At 46.6% G+C, this 15745-nt stretch carries 17 protein-coding genes and 2 pseudogenes; 6 read left to right on the top strand and 13 right to left on the bottom strand.

Annotation, left to right across the window (positions count from 1 at the left end; all coding sequences use genetic code 11):
• Positions 1–98 precede the first annotated feature (98 nt).
• Positions 99–455, bottom strand: coding sequence for a helix-turn-helix transcriptional regulator (locus BBG48_RS06000; RefSeq protein WP_002584957.1), 357 nt, complete (start codon positions 453–455; stop codon positions 99–101).
• Positions 456–853: 398 nt separating this feature from the next.
• Here BBG48_RS06000 and BBG48_RS05995 point away from each other — a divergent pair, with 398 nt between their 5' ends.
• From BBG48_RS05995 to BBG48_RS05965, 6 genes are all read left to right on the top strand, one after another.
• On the top strand, positions 854–1039 hold the full coding sequence (locus BBG48_RS05995; RefSeq protein WP_003431289.1) for a cysteine-rich KTR domain-containing protein: 186 nt from the start codon (positions 854–856) through the stop codon (positions 1037–1039).
• A 16-nt stretch (positions 1040–1055) separates the two neighbouring features.
• Positions 1056–2039: a 23S rRNA (adenine(2503)-C(2))-methyltransferase RlmN gene (gene rlmN / locus BBG48_RS05990; RefSeq protein WP_002584956.1), complete on the top strand. Its 984-nt coding sequence runs from the start codon at positions 1056–1058 to the stop codon at positions 2037–2039.
• Positions 2040–2512: 473 nt separating this feature from the next.
• Complete coding sequence (locus tag BBG48_RS05985; protein WP_002604474.1) at positions 2513–2950, top strand: sigma-70 family RNA polymerase sigma factor; 438 nt, start codon at positions 2513–2515, stop codon at positions 2948–2950.
• Complete coding sequence (locus BBG48_RS05980; protein WP_002604473.1) at positions 2934–3176, top strand: helix-turn-helix domain-containing protein; 243 nt, start codon at positions 2934–2936, stop codon at positions 3174–3176. Before BBG48_RS05985 ends, BBG48_RS05980 begins: the two co-directional genes overlap by 17 nt.
• A 458-nt stretch (positions 3177–3634) precedes the next feature.
• On the top strand, positions 3635–3808 hold the full coding sequence (locus tag BBG48_RS05970) for a transposon-encoded TnpW family protein (protein ID WP_002604472.1): 174 nt from the start codon (positions 3635–3637) through the stop codon (positions 3806–3808).
• Between the two features lie 77 nt (positions 3809–3885).
• Positions 3886–5559 (top strand): recombinase family protein, encoded by a 1674-nt coding sequence (locus BBG48_RS05965; protein WP_002604471.1) that lies wholly within the window; start codon positions 3886–3888, stop codon positions 5557–5559.
• A gap of 7 nt (positions 5560–5566) precedes the next feature.
• On the opposite strand, the pseudogene BBG48_RS05960 reads toward BBG48_RS05965, so the two are convergent.
• The 12 genes and pseudogenes from BBG48_RS05960 to BBG48_RS05890 all read right to left on the bottom strand — a co-directional run.
• Positions 5567–5752, bottom strand: a pseudogene (locus BBG48_RS05960) (recombinase family protein); the annotation flags it as partial.
• A gap of 100 nt (positions 5753–5852) precedes the next feature.
• Positions 5853–6035, bottom strand: coding sequence for a transposon-encoded TnpW family protein (locus BBG48_RS05955; protein ID WP_002605634.1), 183 nt, complete (start codon positions 6033–6035; stop codon positions 5853–5855).
• Positions 6032–6889 carry an ATP-binding protein gene (locus BBG48_RS05950; protein ID WP_002605635.1) on the bottom strand — a complete coding sequence of 286 codons (858 nt, stop codon included), beginning with the start codon at positions 6887–6889 and terminating at the stop codon, positions 6032–6034. Before BBG48_RS05950 ends, BBG48_RS05955 begins: the two co-directional genes overlap by 4 nt.
• A complete protein-coding gene (locus tag BBG48_RS05945; protein ID WP_002605636.1) occupies positions 6886–7644 on the bottom strand; it encodes a phage replisome organizer N-terminal domain-containing protein in 759 nt (252 codons plus the stop codon). The genes BBG48_RS05950 and BBG48_RS05945 overlap by 4 nt, the downstream gene beginning before the upstream one ends.
• 367 nt (positions 7645–8011) lie before the next feature.
• Entirely contained in the window at positions 8012–9643 is a 1632-nt protein-coding gene (locus tag BBG48_RS05930; protein ID WP_008754314.1) for a relaxase/mobilization nuclease domain-containing protein, read from the bottom strand.
• Entirely contained in the window at positions 9606–10004 is a 399-nt protein-coding gene (locus BBG48_RS05925; RefSeq protein ID WP_002602094.1) for a plasmid mobilization protein, read from the bottom strand. The genes BBG48_RS05930 and BBG48_RS05925 overlap by 38 nt, the downstream gene beginning before the upstream one ends.
• 533 nt (positions 10005–10537) lie before the next feature.
• Entirely contained in the window at positions 10538–10741 is a 204-nt protein-coding gene (locus tag BBG48_RS05920) for a helix-turn-helix domain-containing protein (RefSeq protein ID WP_002602095.1), read from the bottom strand.
• A complete protein-coding gene (locus tag BBG48_RS05915) occupies positions 10731–11177 on the bottom strand; it encodes an RNA polymerase sigma factor (RefSeq protein WP_002602096.1) in 447 nt (148 codons plus the stop codon). Before BBG48_RS05915 ends, BBG48_RS05920 begins: the two co-directional genes overlap by 11 nt.
• 204 nt (positions 11178–11381) lie before the next feature.
• A complete protein-coding gene (locus BBG48_RS05910; protein ID WP_002602097.1) occupies positions 11382–12149 on the bottom strand; it encodes a class I SAM-dependent methyltransferase in 768 nt (255 codons plus the stop codon).
• Between the two features lie 323 nt (positions 12150–12472).
• Complete coding sequence (locus BBG48_RS05905; RefSeq protein WP_002602098.1) at positions 12473–12817, bottom strand: helix-turn-helix domain-containing protein; 345 nt, start codon at positions 12815–12817, stop codon at positions 12473–12475.
• A gap of 81 nt (positions 12818–12898) precedes the next feature.
• On the bottom strand, positions 12899–14818 hold the full coding sequence (tet(32), locus tag BBG48_RS05900) for a tetracycline resistance ribosomal protection protein Tet(32) (RefSeq protein ID WP_002602099.1): 1920 nt from the start codon (positions 14816–14818) through the stop codon (positions 12899–12901).
• A gap of 847 nt (positions 14819–15665) precedes the next feature.
• Positions 15666–15745: pseudogene (locus tag BBG48_RS05890) on the bottom strand (Maff2 family mobile element protein); the annotation flags it as partial.

Here is a 15745-nt window from a genome sequence, read left to right as displayed (position 1 = left end):
CGAAAGGCGGTATTTGTTGCGCGTTCCTTTGATTTTGGACGCAAAAAAAGATTGCAGCCGCCATGCGCTGCAATCTCCCGATTTCTCATATTGTGAGGTTAATCCTCTGCTTTTTCGACTTCCGTTATCTCCCTTGCTGTTGCGGTTACAATCCGTATGCCTTTATCGCTCATACCGTCCAGCAGCGCGTCAAGCTGCCGCCGCCCGGTGGATTTCTCCGCATTGCTGTTCGGGAAGAAAAATTGATCTACCGAAATATGATACCGGGTTACAAGGTCATAGAATACCTGTAAACTCGGCTGTTGTCCCTTGTTCTCGATATTCGCAAGGTAGCGCGGGGAAATATATAACTCGTCGCTTACCTTTTTGCGGCTCTCGCCGTATTCATTTCTCGCGGCTTTTATAGCTGCCCCGAAAGCCTTAAAGTCGTACAATGGTACGGGTCTTTTTGCCATTTTCATTCACCCTGTTACATTTTACAGTTCACCTTTCTTTTTGGATATGTCCACACAATTCATATCATTAGGTTAAATACTTCCTGTTGTGTATTGACAGTAGACTGATTTTCTGATAAAATAAAATTTATGTAAAAGGAGGCGGCGTTTATGTTGCATAGCATGCGTATTAGATAAGCATTGAAAAAAAGGATTTTCCCATTTTCAACATGGGCTTTTTTGTCATGCTTATTTTGCGGATGCTATACAAAAAACTAACGACGTATAGATATAGTATAGACATAGTGCAAGCTATGCCTTAGTTTTGTTGTACTGCTCTGTGCATTATAAATGCAGGTCAATGCTCATGTTGAGGATTGACCTGCATTTTTTTGTGTAAAAAGGACGAGTGAAATATAATGCTTAAAAAATATTGGATAAAATGTCCGATTTGTAACGGAAAGACGAGAGTTCAAGTATTTCATAATACTGTATTAAAAGATTTTCCTCTTTTCTGCCCTAAATGCAAATTGACGCATATCATTGATGTAGAAAAATTAGAGATTGTAATCAAAAATACAGAAAAACAAACTTTTATTATTTAGAAGAAAGGATATAAAAATGAAACGTTTACCTAAATATACGCCTGCGGAAGTACGGAATGATCCATACGGATTTACTTACAAAGAAATGTCGGAAGTTATTGGCGAGAATGAAGCAAAAGCCTTATATGAAGAATTATATAAGCAATTACCACGCAAAAAAAATCTATCAATGTTGGTAAAAAATATTTGCAAAAGCAGTGATACTGAAAAGTATGTTTACGAACTGAAAGACAACAAATACATTGAAACGGTTTTTATCAAGCGGCGAGATGGTGGAACTGTTTGCGTGAGCACACAAGTCGGTTGTCCTGTTGGTTGTATTTTTTGTGAGTCCGGGCGAAATGGCTTTGTTCGTAATCTAACATCGTCAGAAATCGTACAACAGATTATATTGTTGCGTCGAAAAGTAAACCGTATCGTTTTTATGGGTATGGGAGAGCCTTTATTCAATTATGACAACTTGATAAAAGCAATCCATATTCTCCGAGATAGATATGGGCTCAACTTTCCAACCGACGGCATTACCATATCAACAGTTGGTCCGGTCGATCAATTAAAAAAATTGCGCGAGGAACATCTTAAAATTCAGTTGACAATATCTTTACACGCAGCAACACAATCTGCAAGAAATCGTATTATTCCTCACATGCGCATATATGCTATTGAAGATGTTGTTAAGCAAGCCTTATCCTATTCTGAAAGGCATAATCGCAAAATTGTCTTTGCGTATTTGCTTTTACCGGGTATAAATGACCGGCCCTCAGATGTAAGACAACTTGCAAAATGGTTTCGGGGCAAAAAAGTTATGATTAACGTGTTACAATACAACCCAACAAGCAATTCAAGAATTAAAGCACCACAGAAACGGGAAATAGTTGCATTCAAACATCAATTAGAGCAAGCAGGACTTGAAGTTACTATGAGAGTTTCTCATGGCAGAGAGATTAACGCGGCTTGTGGACAGTTAGCTAACACATATAATAAATTCAAAAAAAAATGATTAAAAGTGCCAGACGCATAGACGCAGAGCCGATAACGCATTAGGTCAAAAAACCTATGTGTTATCGGCTTTTTTATTTAATATTGCGCAAAAGCCGCTGTTCCCTATTATAGAATGGATTGCGGGTAGTGTATTAAAGTCGCCCTTTTTTAAGGATACGGCGGTATCGGGGAGGTATCGCCGTGTCCATTTTTATTTACTGTAACCCGCCTAATGCTTTGCGGTCAAAAAAAGCTATGCTCCGCAAGCGGGATATTCCGGCTATGAATGTGAACTGTCAATACATTTAGCTACTGCTTACATTTCCTTTGCGCCCGTCCGCGTCTTGCGGACGGGCGCATTTTGCTTTTTTCAACTTTTTTCTGAAAAGCGCACTCAAGAGCCATCTCCCGAACGGGTACGGAGCGAAAGGGGCAGAGAGGACAAGCCCTTAACTCCCGTCCTCTACTCCACGCGGGAAGGAGGTGAACTCTATGGAGCTATCTTCTTCCGACAAGGAAAGAATACAACATCAGTACGACGCATTAGCAAAGAAAACTTTGGTCGGCGAAGCGAAAAGCCACCGCCGCACTCTTGCGAAACGCGCAGCACGCGAAGTTACTTTTTCGGATTTGAGCGAAAGCGAACTCGCGCAGCTTTTCACAACGGACGAATACGAAAGCGATTATTTCCGTTTTCAAGTGTCCGGCTTTGATGTACTCGTCAAAAATGAACTGCTTGCCGAAGCCCTTAACGCTTTGCCCGAAAGGAAACGCGACATTATCCTTTTGTCCTACTTCTTGGATATGAGCGACGCGGAAATTGGCGAACTGCTGAATGTTGTACGCACGACGGTTTTCCGGCACAGGAAATCCGCGCTTGCGAAAATCAAACAGTATTTGGAGGGAAAAGCAGATGATGAATACCGTTAGGAAGTCTGAAAATCTGTTGCCGTTCCCTGTCATTTCCGCAGCGGCAAACGGCGACACAACCGCCATGTGCGCGATCTTGAAGCACTACGAGGGTTACATAGCGAAACTTTGTACCCGCACGCTGAAAGACGACGCGGGCAATACCTATTCCTATGTGGACGAGGAAATGCGTAACAGGCTGCAAGTGCGCCTTATTACCCGCACCCTTGCTTTTCATGTAGGATAATCTTTTAGCCCATGCGGGGAGCGTGTCCCCTTTCCACGCTTCCCGTTATGGGCTATTTGTCGTTCCGCAAAAGCATATCCGCTGTTGATGTGCTTTTGCAGGCCGACAAAGCCTATTGTTCTTTGACAAAGAAAGCGGCCTTTGGTGCGCAGCATAACAGGCAAACGGGTACATTCCGTCTGTACCGAGCCAGTCGGCGGGTACGCCATGACAGCTTTTCCCCATAGGGGAAAAGCCGAGCGAGAACTACCGCGCCGTAAAACAGGTTTAGCAGCTTGTGGGCGACGACATACAAGGCGGCACAATGATACTCCCGCGTTGAACACCCTCAAAGTATTGCGCGGCGCACCCATAAGCATGGGCCGGGGTGAAACTCCCGTGAGGTTGCAGCTAACAACCGCCCGTTTTTGCCTTTTGACGAATATAGTTTATCCATACAGGAAAAGGAGGTTTTTCTAATGGATAAAAAACAGACAATTACAACCGAACGCAAAATAGGGAAAATCACCTATCTTGTTCAAGCGTTGCCGAGTGAAAAGGCAACCGATACAATCCATAAAAAGATTGAGAAACTCATTGTAAAGGATTTGCAGAAAAAGCCCGGAAATCCGGGATTTTTAGCGTCCGAGTAGTGCATTAGGCGGCGGGATATGGTATAATGATAGCAACACATTATACCTGTTTATTCGGCTGTCGGAAAGGAGGACTAATGTTACAGTCGAATAAAATCACCGCCCTTTACTGCCGTTTAAGTCAAGAGGATATGCAAGCCGGAGAAAGCGGAAGCATACAGCACCAAAAAATGATACTTCAACGCTATGCGGACGAACACCATTTTTTGAACACAAAGTTTTTTGTGGACGACGGATTTTCCGGCGTGAGTTTTGAGCGCGAGGGGCTGCAAGCGATGTTGCAGGAAGTGGAAGCCGGACGAGTGGCGACGGTCATTACCAAAGACCTTTCCCGTCTTGGCAGAAACTATCTGAAAACGGGCGAACTCATAGAGATTGTATTTCCCGAAAACGGAGTACGCTATATCGCGATCAACGACGGAGTTGACACAGCGCGGGAGGATAACGAGTTTACCCCCTTGCGGAACTGGTTTAACGAGTTTTACGCCCGCGACACAAGCAAGAAAATCCGCGCAGTTAAACAGGCACAGGCGCAAAAAGGCGAGCGCGTCAACGGGGAATATCCATACGGCTATATCCCAGACCCGAACAACCGCCACCACCTTATACCCGACCCGGAAACCGCGCCGATTGTCAAACAGGTTTTCGCTATGTTTGTTAGCGGCGTGCGTATGTGCGAAATCCAAAAATGGCTTGCGGAAAACAAAGTCTTGACGATTGGAGCGTTGCGCTATCAGCGTACAGGACAGGCGCGGTATCAGCGGGCAATGATCGCCCCCTATACTTGGCCGGACAAAACGCTCTATGACATATTAGCAAGGCAGGAATATTTAGGGCATACCATAACCGCGAAAACTCACAAGGTATCCTACAAGTCGAAAAAGACCCGGAAGAACGAAGAAGAACAACGCTATTTCTTCCCAAACACCCATGAGCCGCTTGTTGACGAGGAAACCTTTGAACTTGCGCAAAAGCGGATTGCTACCCGCCACCGCCCGACAAAAGCAGCGGAGATTGATATTTTTTCCGGCTTGCTGTTTTGCGCTGGTTGCAGACATAAGATGTATTACCAACAGGGCGTAAATATCGAGCCGCGCAAGTTTTCCTATTCTTGCGGCGCATGGCGCAACAGGGCAAGGACAGGCAGCGAGTGTACCTCTCATTATATCCGCAAAAACGTACTTCTTGATTTAGTGCTGGAAGATATGCGGCGGGTTTTGCGGTATGTTAAGGAACACGAACAGGACTTTATCTGTAAAGCTACCGAGTACGGCGACATGGAAGCGAGAAAGGCATTAGCGCAGCAGCAAAAGGAACTTTTCAAAGCACAGGCGCGTATGACCGAACTTGACACGCTTTTCCGCAAGCTGTATGAGGACAACGCATTAGGCAGACTGACAGATGAACGGTTTGTGTTTCTAACTTCCGGCTATGAGGACGAAAAGAAATCCCTTGCCGCAAGGATAGACGAGTTACAACAGCAGATCGCAACCGTTACCGAGCGAAAAAGGGATATATCAAGGTTTATTCAGATTGTCGGGAAATACAGCGACATACAGGAATTGACCTATGAAAACGTCCATGAGTTTATCGACCGTATTTTGATACATGAATTAGACCGGGAAACCAACACCCGGAAAATCGAAATCCATTATAGCTTTGTCGGACAGGTTGATACCGAGCAGGAGCCGACGCAAGTTGTCAACCATGACCGCCGCAACATGGTAGATGTAAAAAGTATCGCTATCTAACCCCAGCAAAGTTCGCCCCAGAATAACCGTCATCTGTGTACCATTGCAGATTGGAAAAGCCGTTCTGCTTCGCATAGGTTTCAAGAATACGCTTCTGGTTTGAAATAGAATTGCTCTCACCTTGCAGCTCGTCCTCGTGGGATAATCTCGGATAAAGGGCGGTAATAAGGTTTCGGGTGGTCTGTCTTAACATAGTGTCCTCCATTTCCGACAGCCAGCCCCACTATTCCGTATGACTATCATACCACACGCCGGGGCTGGCTGTACAGTCCTTTCTGCTTCTTTACGTCCCGTCAAATTGCCGATTTTTGTGTAGCAGCTTCCGCTTCCAGCACTTTCAGCATTTTATCGGCGGCGGTGGCGGTGGTGTCCTGCTTGAAATAGCCGGAAACGACAAGGACAGAATTACCTATGCGGATTTCCGTCACGCAATCCGGGCGGCGGGTGCTGCGGTCATTCTTTGGGGTGTTGGTCATAGGCGGCTCTCCTTTCTGTTCATCAGCTTTTTCAGTTGTCCCATTTTCTCCTGCGCCGTGGCTTTTCGGAAGTTGCTCCCGGTAAAGCGGACAGGAGAACACATTTCAATCAGACGGTCATAAATGCGGGCGTGGGCGGTGTCCTCCGGGTGCTGCAAGTCCTCCAGCGTGAGATTAGTCGTGACGATCAGCGGCCTGCCGCTGCGGTAACGGCTGTCAATCACGTTGTAGACCTGCTCTAAGCCGTATTCCGTTCCCCGTTCCATTCCAAAATCGTCAAGGATAAGCAGCGGGAAGCTGCAAAGTCGGGAGATATATTCATTCCTGCCCTCAAAGCTGGCGGCAAGGTCACCCAATATCAATGCAAAGTTTGTCATGCACACGGGGATTTCACGCTCCATAAGGGCATTTGCGATACAGCCCGCAAAATAGCTCTTGCCTGTGCCAACGCCGCCCCATAGCAGATAGCCAATGTTGCGCTCTTTCATGGTTTCCCAGTTCTCCACATAGAAATGGGCGTGTTCCATTTGCGGGCACTTGCCGTTGTCGTTCTCAAACGTCCAGCCCTGCATAGCCGGGTCTGTAAAGCCCCGCCGCTTCAACCGCTCGACAGTTTCAAGGTGACTGCGCTGTTTCTCTGCGGCTTCCCGTTCCTCACGCTCTGCCCGCTGGCAGTCACATTCTGCCGGGTGGCGGTCACGCCCCAGCCATGCGGCGGTTTCTTTGGGGAAATAGCCCTCTTTGGGCTTGTGGCACTTCCCGCAGTATAAAAGCCCGTCCTCGCCGGTGTAGTCCTCCGGCTCCGGCGTGGTGTCGGTCATATTCAAAATCATTTCATCAAATCCATTCGTCATAAGCTCTCGCCCTCCTTACAGGTATAATCGGGTATGCCCTTTTTCGGGGCTTTCTTGGCTGCGTCCTCCTGCGCCCACTTGAAAATCGTGGCTGCATGGCTCTTGTATTTCCTCCCGCTGGAAGCGATATGGCAGGATAGGCGGTCAATGTAATACTCCCACTTGCCGGGAAGCTCTGTTTTCAGCCCGTCAAGCTCCGTATCGGAAAGAATGACATTGTGGTATCTGCCATAGGCGGCGGGGGCGGGGTGTCCCGTTTCTAACTCTCTCTCTTTTTCTATTTCTATATCTATCTCTTTCTCTATCTCTATCTCTGGTGGACAAATGTCCGCTCGATATGGTGGACATTTGTCCGCCCCTGTCTGCGGCAGGGCTTTTTGTTCCTGCAAAGCCAGCCGCGCCCTGCGCTTGCGCTCCCCCTCGGTAGAGGACTGGCCGATTAAAAGCTCAATGTTGCTCATGTAGAGTGCGCCGCTTGGCAAAGGCTCCACAAGCCCCAGCTTCATAAAGATTTTCAAAGCTCTCTCTACGGTACCTACCTGCTGGCGGGTAATGGTCGCAATCATCTGGGCGGTGTAGGGGATATTCTCGTCAAGCTGCAATTTCCCGCCGTTTTTCAGCGATTTCAAGTACAGCTTCAAGAGAATGTTGGAATAGATAACGCCGTCCTGCATACTTTCCAGCAGAACGATTGCATCATCGTCAAAATAGCTCTCTTTCAGCTTGAGGTAGTAATATTTGCGGTTATCTGCCATAGGCTGCGTCCTCCTTTTTCCAGCGTTTGGAATAATAGCGAGGGCATAGTATGATAACCGCCCGGAAGCTCTGTTTGCAGTCACGGGTGCAGCCCCGGCATAGGTCGTTGTAAGTGATACGGTTGCGGTGGTTGAGGAAGAAAGACCATTCCAGCCGCCGCTTCTTGCTCATTCTCGGCAATGGTAAGCTCCTTTCTGCCGTTCCTATCGGTGTAGCGGGATAGGGGGCATTTTCTGTATGTTCTCGGTATCATTTTCGGGCTTTTTCTGCCCTGTAAGCCCCGTTTGGAAGTCGGGGAGTATTGCGGTAAGGGTTCATATCATACCTGTATTTTTGTAGGGTTTCGGTATCATTTCGGGGCGGTCTTTAACGCTCCTGTTCACGCTTTTTCTGCTGGCTCGGTGCGCCCCTTAAAATCTGGTCGATATTGCGTCTGACTGTCTGAAGCTCCTGCGCCCGCTGGCGTTTCTCCCGGTAGTCGTTATATCCGGCGTTCTTCTGGACGGTAAGCTGCTCAATCTCCCTTTGCAGGGCTTTGCTGGCTGGCAGCTTGGTTATTCCATGCTCCCGGAAATAACGGGCGGCTGTGTCCGCTATGATAAAATCGCTTTCGTGCTGTTCCCGGTAGGCTCTCCGGGCTTTCTCCGATTTCTGCGCTTTCAGACCGTCACGGGCGGGCTTCGTGCCGATATAGCCCAAAAGGTTGCGCTGCAATTCCTTTTTCTCCCGGATAGCGGCTTCCAGCCCTTTCAGTCCGGCAAGGCTCTCCTGCGTGGCGGTGTTGGCTGCGGAAATGGCAGCGTCCAGCTCGTCCGGGGAAGAAAAGCCATACTGCTGGTAGAGCATGAGGGTAGCCGACATCTGTTTGAGGTTGTGCATGGTCGCCCACTTCTCATAGCCCCGTCCTTTCCCCTCGGCTCGCTTGGCGGCTATGTCTACCATGCGCTGTACAGCGTCATTGTTCGGGGCGTTTTTCGCTTCTTTTTTCGTCCGTAAGCGGTCTTTGATACTGCCGGGGTATTCCGCTATGGCTGCGGGTTTTTCGGCGGCTCTGGCGGCGTTCTGCTCCAAAACGGAGAGGACAGCAGCCCGGTCAAAATCGTCCCCCAGCTTCCGGGCGGTAATTGGCTTCGTCCTGTCCGGCGTGAGGTAACTTAGCCGCCCCCGGCTCTCCTTGACAGTCACACCATGCCGGAGAAGCAGGGCGGCAAACTCATCAAAGCCGGAAGCAGCGGCAAGGGCTTCCCGGATAGTCCGGCGCAGCTTCGCCTTATCCGTTTCAAACTTGGTCTGCCGGGGCGCGATACCGTCCGCAGCAATAGGGGCGTTGGCTCTGTCAAGGGCAGCCTGTCCTTTCTTCTGCGCCCAATACTCACGCTCGGTAATGCGTTCTTTGCTGCCGTTCAAAAGGTCTATCTGGTAAAGCCCCTCGCTGTGGCACATCTCCATGACTTCGGCTTTCAGATAGTTCATAGCTGCGTCCGTACAGCGGTGCTTGCAGCCTGCTTTCCTGTCCGCTGGCCTGTCCATGTGGGGCAGCATGGGAACCTCCGCAATCCGCAGACTGTTAATGACGATATGCACATGGATATTTTCGGTGTGGCTGTGTCCGTCCGGGTGGGTGCAGACAAGGGCCTGGTGTCCGGGGAAATGCTCGGCGCAGAACTTCTCGCCCAGCTCCTGCGCCCGATCAACGGTCAAGCCGTTGTCCGGGCCGTCCCGTGGGTCAAAGCTGATGATGTAGTGGTGGCTCTTTACGTCCTCCCGTTTCTGGTTCTTGCCGTAGCGGAGATTGGAGCGCATACAGGCAACGGCAAAATCCTCCCCGCCACAATTCAGAGAGGATATGCGGTAGTCTACCCTCGGTATGAGCCGCCCGTCTGCGTCAAGGGTGGGCTTCATGGTAAACTCGTCATGCTCGAATGTGAGGTATTTTTCAGCGTCCCCGTAGTTGGCATTTTTAGAGCTGATATGTTTGAGTATCGCCAACGGCTTCACCTACTTTCTGCAAGACTTCAAACTTCAAGGCGGCAAGGTCGGCGGCGGCTCCCCGCACTTCCTTTTCCAGCCCCCGGTAGGGGCTTCCGTATTCGTTCAGGCTCCGGGCAATCTGGTTTAAGTTGCCGCCGATTTTCCCGTACTCTGCCGTGAGCTTGGAGAGGGCGGCAAGCAGCCCGTCATTGACCGGGGAAACGGTGACAATGGGGCGTATGGTCGCTTTCCGTATGGCTTGCCGGATAAACTCGGACTGGCTGATTTCATAAGCCGCCAGCCGCCCGGTGAAGTCGGCGTATTCTTCATCGGTCATGCGGGTCTTTACCACATGACGGCGGTGGGGCGTATTGTATTTCTTTCGCATGGTCTGTGACCTCCTTTCTCGCCCGACAGGGCGCATAGCAGGGTTTGGGGAAGGCACTCCCCAACAAGATTCCCGCAGGGGCAAAAATAAGCGGAGAGCGAATTTTGGCACCTCGGTAGAATCTTGCTCTGAAAAACTCCGGCGTTCCCCGGCTCCCGTCCTTTCCGCTAACAAAACGTTTCAAAAGGGCTTTGCTACCCGCTATTCCGGCTTATCTTGAAAATTTTCCTTTCACTACCTACAACACCACGCAAAGCAAAATGGACGGAGATTTTTAGAATTTCCCCTCTATTCCCTACAACACCACGCAAGCCGGAATAGGCGGACAATGGCAGTATTTTTTTCTTTGATACCCTCTACGGATAAGTAAGGGATTTTGCCAACTGCGGCGGCTATTTTCCCTTTTGTTTTTTCATACTGGGGATTTTCAAAAATGCCAAACAGGAACGAAAAAAAGCAGCAAATCTGTTGAATAGATTTACTGCTTTCTGGTTGCCGGCGAAGCGGCGGTTATTCAGTTGTAGGCGGTAGGGCTATCTCCCAAAGCGGAACTTGAAAATAGCTGTGAGAAGCGTCTGGGTGATGTAGTCCTCTGTATCTTGGTCTACCCGTCCATTCACACGGGCGGCACATTGTATGCGGCGGCGGTAATACTGCAATACAGTTCCCACCGCTTCCGGCTCCCCGCTGGCGGCTTGGACGATTGTTTCATAGGGGAGAAGCCTATTATTTCTCATATGCCATTCCCTCCATTTCCGCTTGGAGCTGCCGTAGGGCTTTTCGGATATGGTAGCCCGCTGTGCTGCGGCTGCGCCCGTACTGTCTGCCAATTTCGTGCTGTGGAATACGCTTGAAAAAGGACAGGTAAATCATTTCCCGCTCCCGTTCGTCCAGCCGTGACAGGGCTTCCGCAAGTAAACCGCTGCTGAAAATGACCGTATCGCCGCAAAGGGTAAGTATGTATTCCTCGTCCGGCTCCGGGGCTTGGAAATATTCATCTGTCGTGCCTAAAGGGTAGTGCTTTTCGTCTGTGAGGTATTCAAGGGATATTTCTCTTTTGTGCTTCCTGCTCCGTGTCCTCGCTGCGTTGATCGTTGCATTTCGGATAACGACTTTGCAAAAGGCATGGAAAGTGTACTCGATATGTTCCCGATATTCTTCTGTACAGGTCATGGAAAATCCCCCTTTCCTCCCAAAAGGGCTGTGGCTGGTTAGTAGTTGCTTTTTATGATAGTAAGGGGCGGCAGCACTTTAGGCTGTCGCTCCTTGACTGCCTAACTGCAAAACCGGGCGGGGCTGTCAACGGCGGGCGAAGCCCGTTCATCTTGACCGTTGACTGGCTCGGCCGGGTTTGCTATTTATCCGGCAAACTTGAATTTATTTTAAGCTATCACGTTTTACCTTTTTAAGCCTTACTATCATTACCATAGGAATTTCTTTATTGTTTTTGAAACATTCTTCATAAAATCCATCAATGACAAATCCAGCTCTGAAACAAAGGTTAAAAATATCTTGTATGGAACGATGATAATAAATCTGCTCCTCCGGCTGCCCTTCGATCGCTATATCATAGTAACTGTGCGGTGTCATATATTTTTCAGTCAATGTGATAAAACAAGGGTGCTGCGTTGCAAAGACAAAAATCCCGTTTTCCTCCAATAGTTCATAAACAGCCATAAAAAGCGGTTCAATATCCGTAATATCCATAATTGCCATATTAGAAACTGCTTTCGTAAAGGCTCGATTTCTTTTTAATCCTAATAAGCTTTCTCTATTGGTCGCATCCGCTACGCAAAACTCAATTTGTTTTGCATATTGTGATCGCCGTCTTTTAGCCAATTCTATCATTTTTTTGCTGTAATCAAAAGCGACGACCGAAGCGCCTCTCTGTGCAAGATACGAAGAATAATTTCCATTGCCGCACGCAATATCCAAAATGTAATCCGAAGGATCAGGAGAGAGAAGTTCCGTTACTTTGGGACGTACTACCTCTCTGTGAAATTCATTGGATTCGTCACCCATTGCATCATCCCAAAATTGTGCGTTTTTCTCCCAGATCTTTTTGCTTTCCTCTGTTCCCATGTTCTCTCCCACTCCCAAAATTTGCCTTTTTGCTTCCATTAAATCTTCCTTACTATATTCCATTGTTACCCTCCATAACTTCTGATTGTTGCCGTCTTGACTATTATGTATCTTTTCTTTCCAAAATGGTATAGGCTTTTATTTTTATAATGCTGCAAAACTTTTCTTCTGTAAGGTATTCAAAGGATATTTCCCTTTGCCGCCGCTATTGGAAAGCCAAAAGCAGCGGCTTTTTTACGCGATATGACCGAAAAGACTAGAAAGCAGGATATGTCATCATTTGTCATTTCTTCTCAATGTAATAACTGCATGGCATATCAAGCCAAATACAAGAGAAAAACAGCCACCGCCAAATAGTGATGCTCCCCACCCTGCACCCGACATTGTCATAAAACCGCCAACAAAGAAAATACCAATGCCAAGAAATATCCCGACACCATAAAAAAGTCCAATTGCCATATCATACTTATTAAATTGTCGTTTCTCTTTTTTTCACATGTTTCCATTTTTGTTATTACCTCCTTCGCAAAATCGTCCATGTGGACTCCAAAAAGAAAACAAATTTTTTTCAACGTATTTAAATCGGGTTCATTAACATCTCTCTCCCAATTCGATAGCGCCTGCCGGGTAACATTCAATTTCCCAGCCAGTTCTTCCTGTGTCATTCCCGATTGTGTTCGCAGATGACGTATTTGCTTTCCTGTTGTAATATCCGTCTGTTTCTGGTTCAAAATGGTTCCTCCTCTCTGATGCTGATTTTATCAATGATATTTCGCAATAGCCAGCAATGAACGTTTGCATTGCGCAAGATGTTACATTATCTTCTGAAACATATGCCGGATCTTGTCTAAACGGCTGTTCGGGCGGCGTGGCTGAAACACAGGCTCGCCGGAAGTTTCCTGATACCCTTTTAATTCTGTAATGCAGACACTTCTTCCATTTGTATAAAAATTCAAATCATTTCTATATTCACCAATACAACGGGCAGGGATTTCCCCCTTAAAAATAACTTCATCTTTTTCAAGTCTGGTTGATTCAATGATTGCGCAATACTTTGGTGCGTCATTATAAGCCCGTGAAAGATATTCCTGCGGTGCAAAAAGGGTAAAGGAAAGGTATGGTTCCAACAGTTGTGTTCCTGCTTTTTTCAATGCCTGCTCCAACACGACAGGCGCAAGAAAACGAAAATCAGCGGGGGTGCTGACCGGGCTGTAATAAACTCCATAATCAAAACAAATTTGGCAGTCTGTCACTCCCCAGCCATATAAGCCCTGCTCCATTCCATAACGCACACCCTCCATGACGGCATTTTGAAAACTTTGGTTTAAATAGCCGAGAGATACCTCGCTTTTATATTGTGTTCCGCTTCCAACAGGAAGCGGTGTTACAGTCAAACCAATAGATGCCCAAAACGGATTCGGCGGCACTTCAATATGAATCGTGTAGCTCGCTTTTTTTTGCGGTCTTTCCAGATAAATAACCGAAGGCTCTTTCATAGCCACGCCCACATGATATTTTTCTTCTAATAGCGAACAAATAACTTCTAACTGTACTTTTCCCAAAAAAGATAATATAATCTCATGTGTAACAGTATCAATGTCAAAATGCAAAAGAGGGTCTGTATCAGCAATCTCTGTGAGGGCATTTAACAGGGCTTCCCTTTGCTCCGGCTTTTGCGGCTCTACCGTTGTCCGAAGTAATGGCATGGGATTATCAATCCGTGTTTTGTGAGGCAGGAGTTTTTCATTTCCCAGAATGTCGTTCAGTTTCAAAGTATCATCAGCTAAAATAACAATTTCTCCCGGACAGGCATGGTCAACCGGGACGATTTCACCATTTGACGGAATACACATTTCTGTAATCTTTATTTTTTCCTTTTTTGACAGCAGCAGGGTATCCCGTAAATGGAGCGTCCCATGATACAGGCGTAAATAAGAAAGCCGTTTTTTCCGCTCTGTATACTCAACCTTAAAAACATATCCACATAATTCAGACTGAATATCGTCTGTTTCTGTAATGAAAGTTTCTGTAATCGCTTCAATCAGTTTTTCTGTTCCTAAATTGTCTTTTGCACTCCCATGATAAACAGGAAACAAAGAGCAGCATCTGGTTCTTTTGCACTTTTCATATTGTAATTCCTGTATATCCAAAGAATCCTCTGCAACATATCGTTCTAATAGTTCATCGCTTCCGGAAATAATCATATCCCATTTGTCCAAATCAGAAATATCGGTCATGGTTATCTTTGGCGACAGGGAAACCTCCTGCATGACAATCATATCACTGGTAAGTTTATCTTTAATGCTTTGGTAAACACGCCGCAGGTCGATCCCATTTTGGTCTATCTTATTTATAAAGATAATTGTCGGAATGTCCATTTTCTGAAGCGCATGGAATAATATACGGGTTTGTGCCTGTACGCCGTCTTTTGCCGAAATGACTAAAACAGCTCCGTCAAGGACAGATAAAGAGCGGTATGCTTCGGTTAAAAAATCCATATGACCGGGAGTGTCCACGATATTGATTTTATAATCATTCCAGCAAAAAGAAGTAACCGCTGTCTGAATGGTAATTCCGCGCTGCCGTTCCAAAATCATAGTGTCTGTTCTTGTAGTTCCTTTATCCACGTTTCCTTGTTCCGCAATCGCTCCACTGGTGTACAGCAGGCTTTCCGTCAATGTTGTTTTTCCTGCGTCTACATGGGCGAGAATTCCAATATTGATTATTTTCATGTGATTGTCCTCCTTTTACAGCCCCAAAAGGGCATAAAAATCCCCAGCAGTAAAATACTTTTACCACTGGGGATTATAATTTGCGGACATACACATATACAGCATACACCTGTTTGTGATTGCTGTTTTTCGGATATGTCAAAATTGATAAGGCAAAAGTATTCTTAAATTGGGTACAAAAAACCAAGCCCCCACAAAAGGGACTATCATAATCCTTTGTTCCCACTATTTGATTATAGTTTTATTTAAGAATACCTTGCCGCATATTTTTTACTCCTTTTTTGGAATGATGCTATTATATCACATTAGTTTTAGGAAAGAAAGTACCTAAAAGAAATTTTTCTTCCCCTTATATGTAACAATCATACCGACTTTCTGGCGTTCAGAATGGTTTCTGCTGTCTGCTGTGGTGTTTGGTTGGAATTGTCCAGCCAAAAGCCGATCCGTGGTGTTGTCTGCATAAATGTATCGTATAAGGTTTCAACCGTAAAGCCGGAATAGCCTGTTTTCTCCCTGTATCGTTCCCTTCCTTTTATTGTTTCCACATCTGGACAAAGAACGACAACCTCAACAGGGTATTTATGCGGCACAAAAAATATGTACATGTAACTAATTCAACACATTTATAATTTGAATAGGGACATTATAGCATTTACTAAATACAAATTCAATGTATACGGAAATAAAGATATAAGGAGTGGGAAGGATTCCGCCGTAGTCGGCATTGTAGGAAAATCCAAAAGTTTAGATTTTCCCACAATGCTTATCTTTTGGTCTTTGGTTCGGAATAGTGTAGTGCTGGCGGTCTATCTCTTGTTTTCGGTTGCTTGCTTCCTTACCGTACATGAGCATTTGCACCTGGATTGTCATTGCCATAACCTTCCATCAGGTTAATAACGCCCCATGCTCCAAGTCCTGCACCTACTG

The organism is Criibacterium bergeronii (assembly GCF_001693775.2).
Classification (GTDB): Bacteria; Bacillota; Clostridia; order Peptostreptococcales; family Filifactoraceae; genus Peptoanaerobacter; species Peptoanaerobacter bergeronii.
Note: the sequence above shows the minus strand (reverse complement) of the source record. Positions and strands in the feature narration are given on the sequence as shown.

Excerpts from the sequence above, each read along its gene's own strand:
- BBG48_RS05915 (WP_002602096.1), bottom strand. The coding sequence starts at position 11,177 with ATGACCTGTACAGAAGAATATCGGGAACATATCGAGTACACTTTCCAT.
- BBG48_RS05965 (WP_002604471.1), top strand. The coding sequence starts at position 3,886 with ATGTTACAGTCGAATAAAATCACCGCCCTTTACTGCCGTTTAAGTCAA.
- BBG48_RS05970 (WP_002604472.1), top strand. The coding sequence starts at position 3,635 with ATGGATAAAAAACAGACAATTACAACCGAACGCAAAATAGGGAAAATC.
- BBG48_RS05920 (WP_002602095.1), bottom strand. The coding sequence starts at position 10,741 with ATGAGAAATAATAGGCTTCTCCCCTATGAAACAATCGTCCAAGCCGCC.
- BBG48_RS05925 (WP_002602094.1), bottom strand. The coding sequence starts at position 10,004 with ATGCGAAAGAAATACAATACGCCCCACCGCCGTCATGTGGTAAAGACC.
- BBG48_RS05950 (WP_002605635.1), bottom strand. The coding sequence starts at position 6,889 with ATGACGAATGGATTTGATGAAATGATTTTGAATATGACCGACACCACG.
- BBG48_RS05910 (WP_002602097.1), bottom strand. The coding sequence starts at position 12,149 with ATGGAATATAGTAAGGAAGATTTAATGGAAGCAAAAAGGCAAATTTTG.
- BBG48_RS05985 (WP_002604474.1), top strand. The coding sequence starts at position 2,513 with ATGGAGCTATCTTCTTCCGACAAGGAAAGAATACAACATCAGTACGAC.
- BBG48_RS05980 (WP_002604473.1), top strand. The coding sequence starts at position 2,934 with ATGATGAATACCGTTAGGAAGTCTGAAAATCTGTTGCCGTTCCCTGTC.
- BBG48_RS05955 (WP_002605634.1), bottom strand. The coding sequence starts at position 6,035 with ATGACCAACACCCCAAAGAATGACCGCAGCACCCGCCGCCCGGATTGC.
- BBG48_RS06000 (WP_002584957.1), bottom strand. The coding sequence starts at position 455 with ATGGCAAAAAGACCCGTACCATTGTACGACTTTAAGGCTTTCGGGGCA.
- BBG48_RS05945 (WP_002605636.1), bottom strand. The coding sequence starts at position 7,644 with ATGGCAGATAACCGCAAATATTACTACCTCAAGCTGAAAGAGAGCTAT.
- BBG48_RS05995 (WP_003431289.1), top strand. The coding sequence starts at position 854 with ATGCTTAAAAAATATTGGATAAAATGTCCGATTTGTAACGGAAAGACG.
- rlmN (WP_002584956.1), top strand. The coding sequence starts at position 1,056 with ATGAAACGTTTACCTAAATATACGCCTGCGGAAGTACGGAATGATCCA.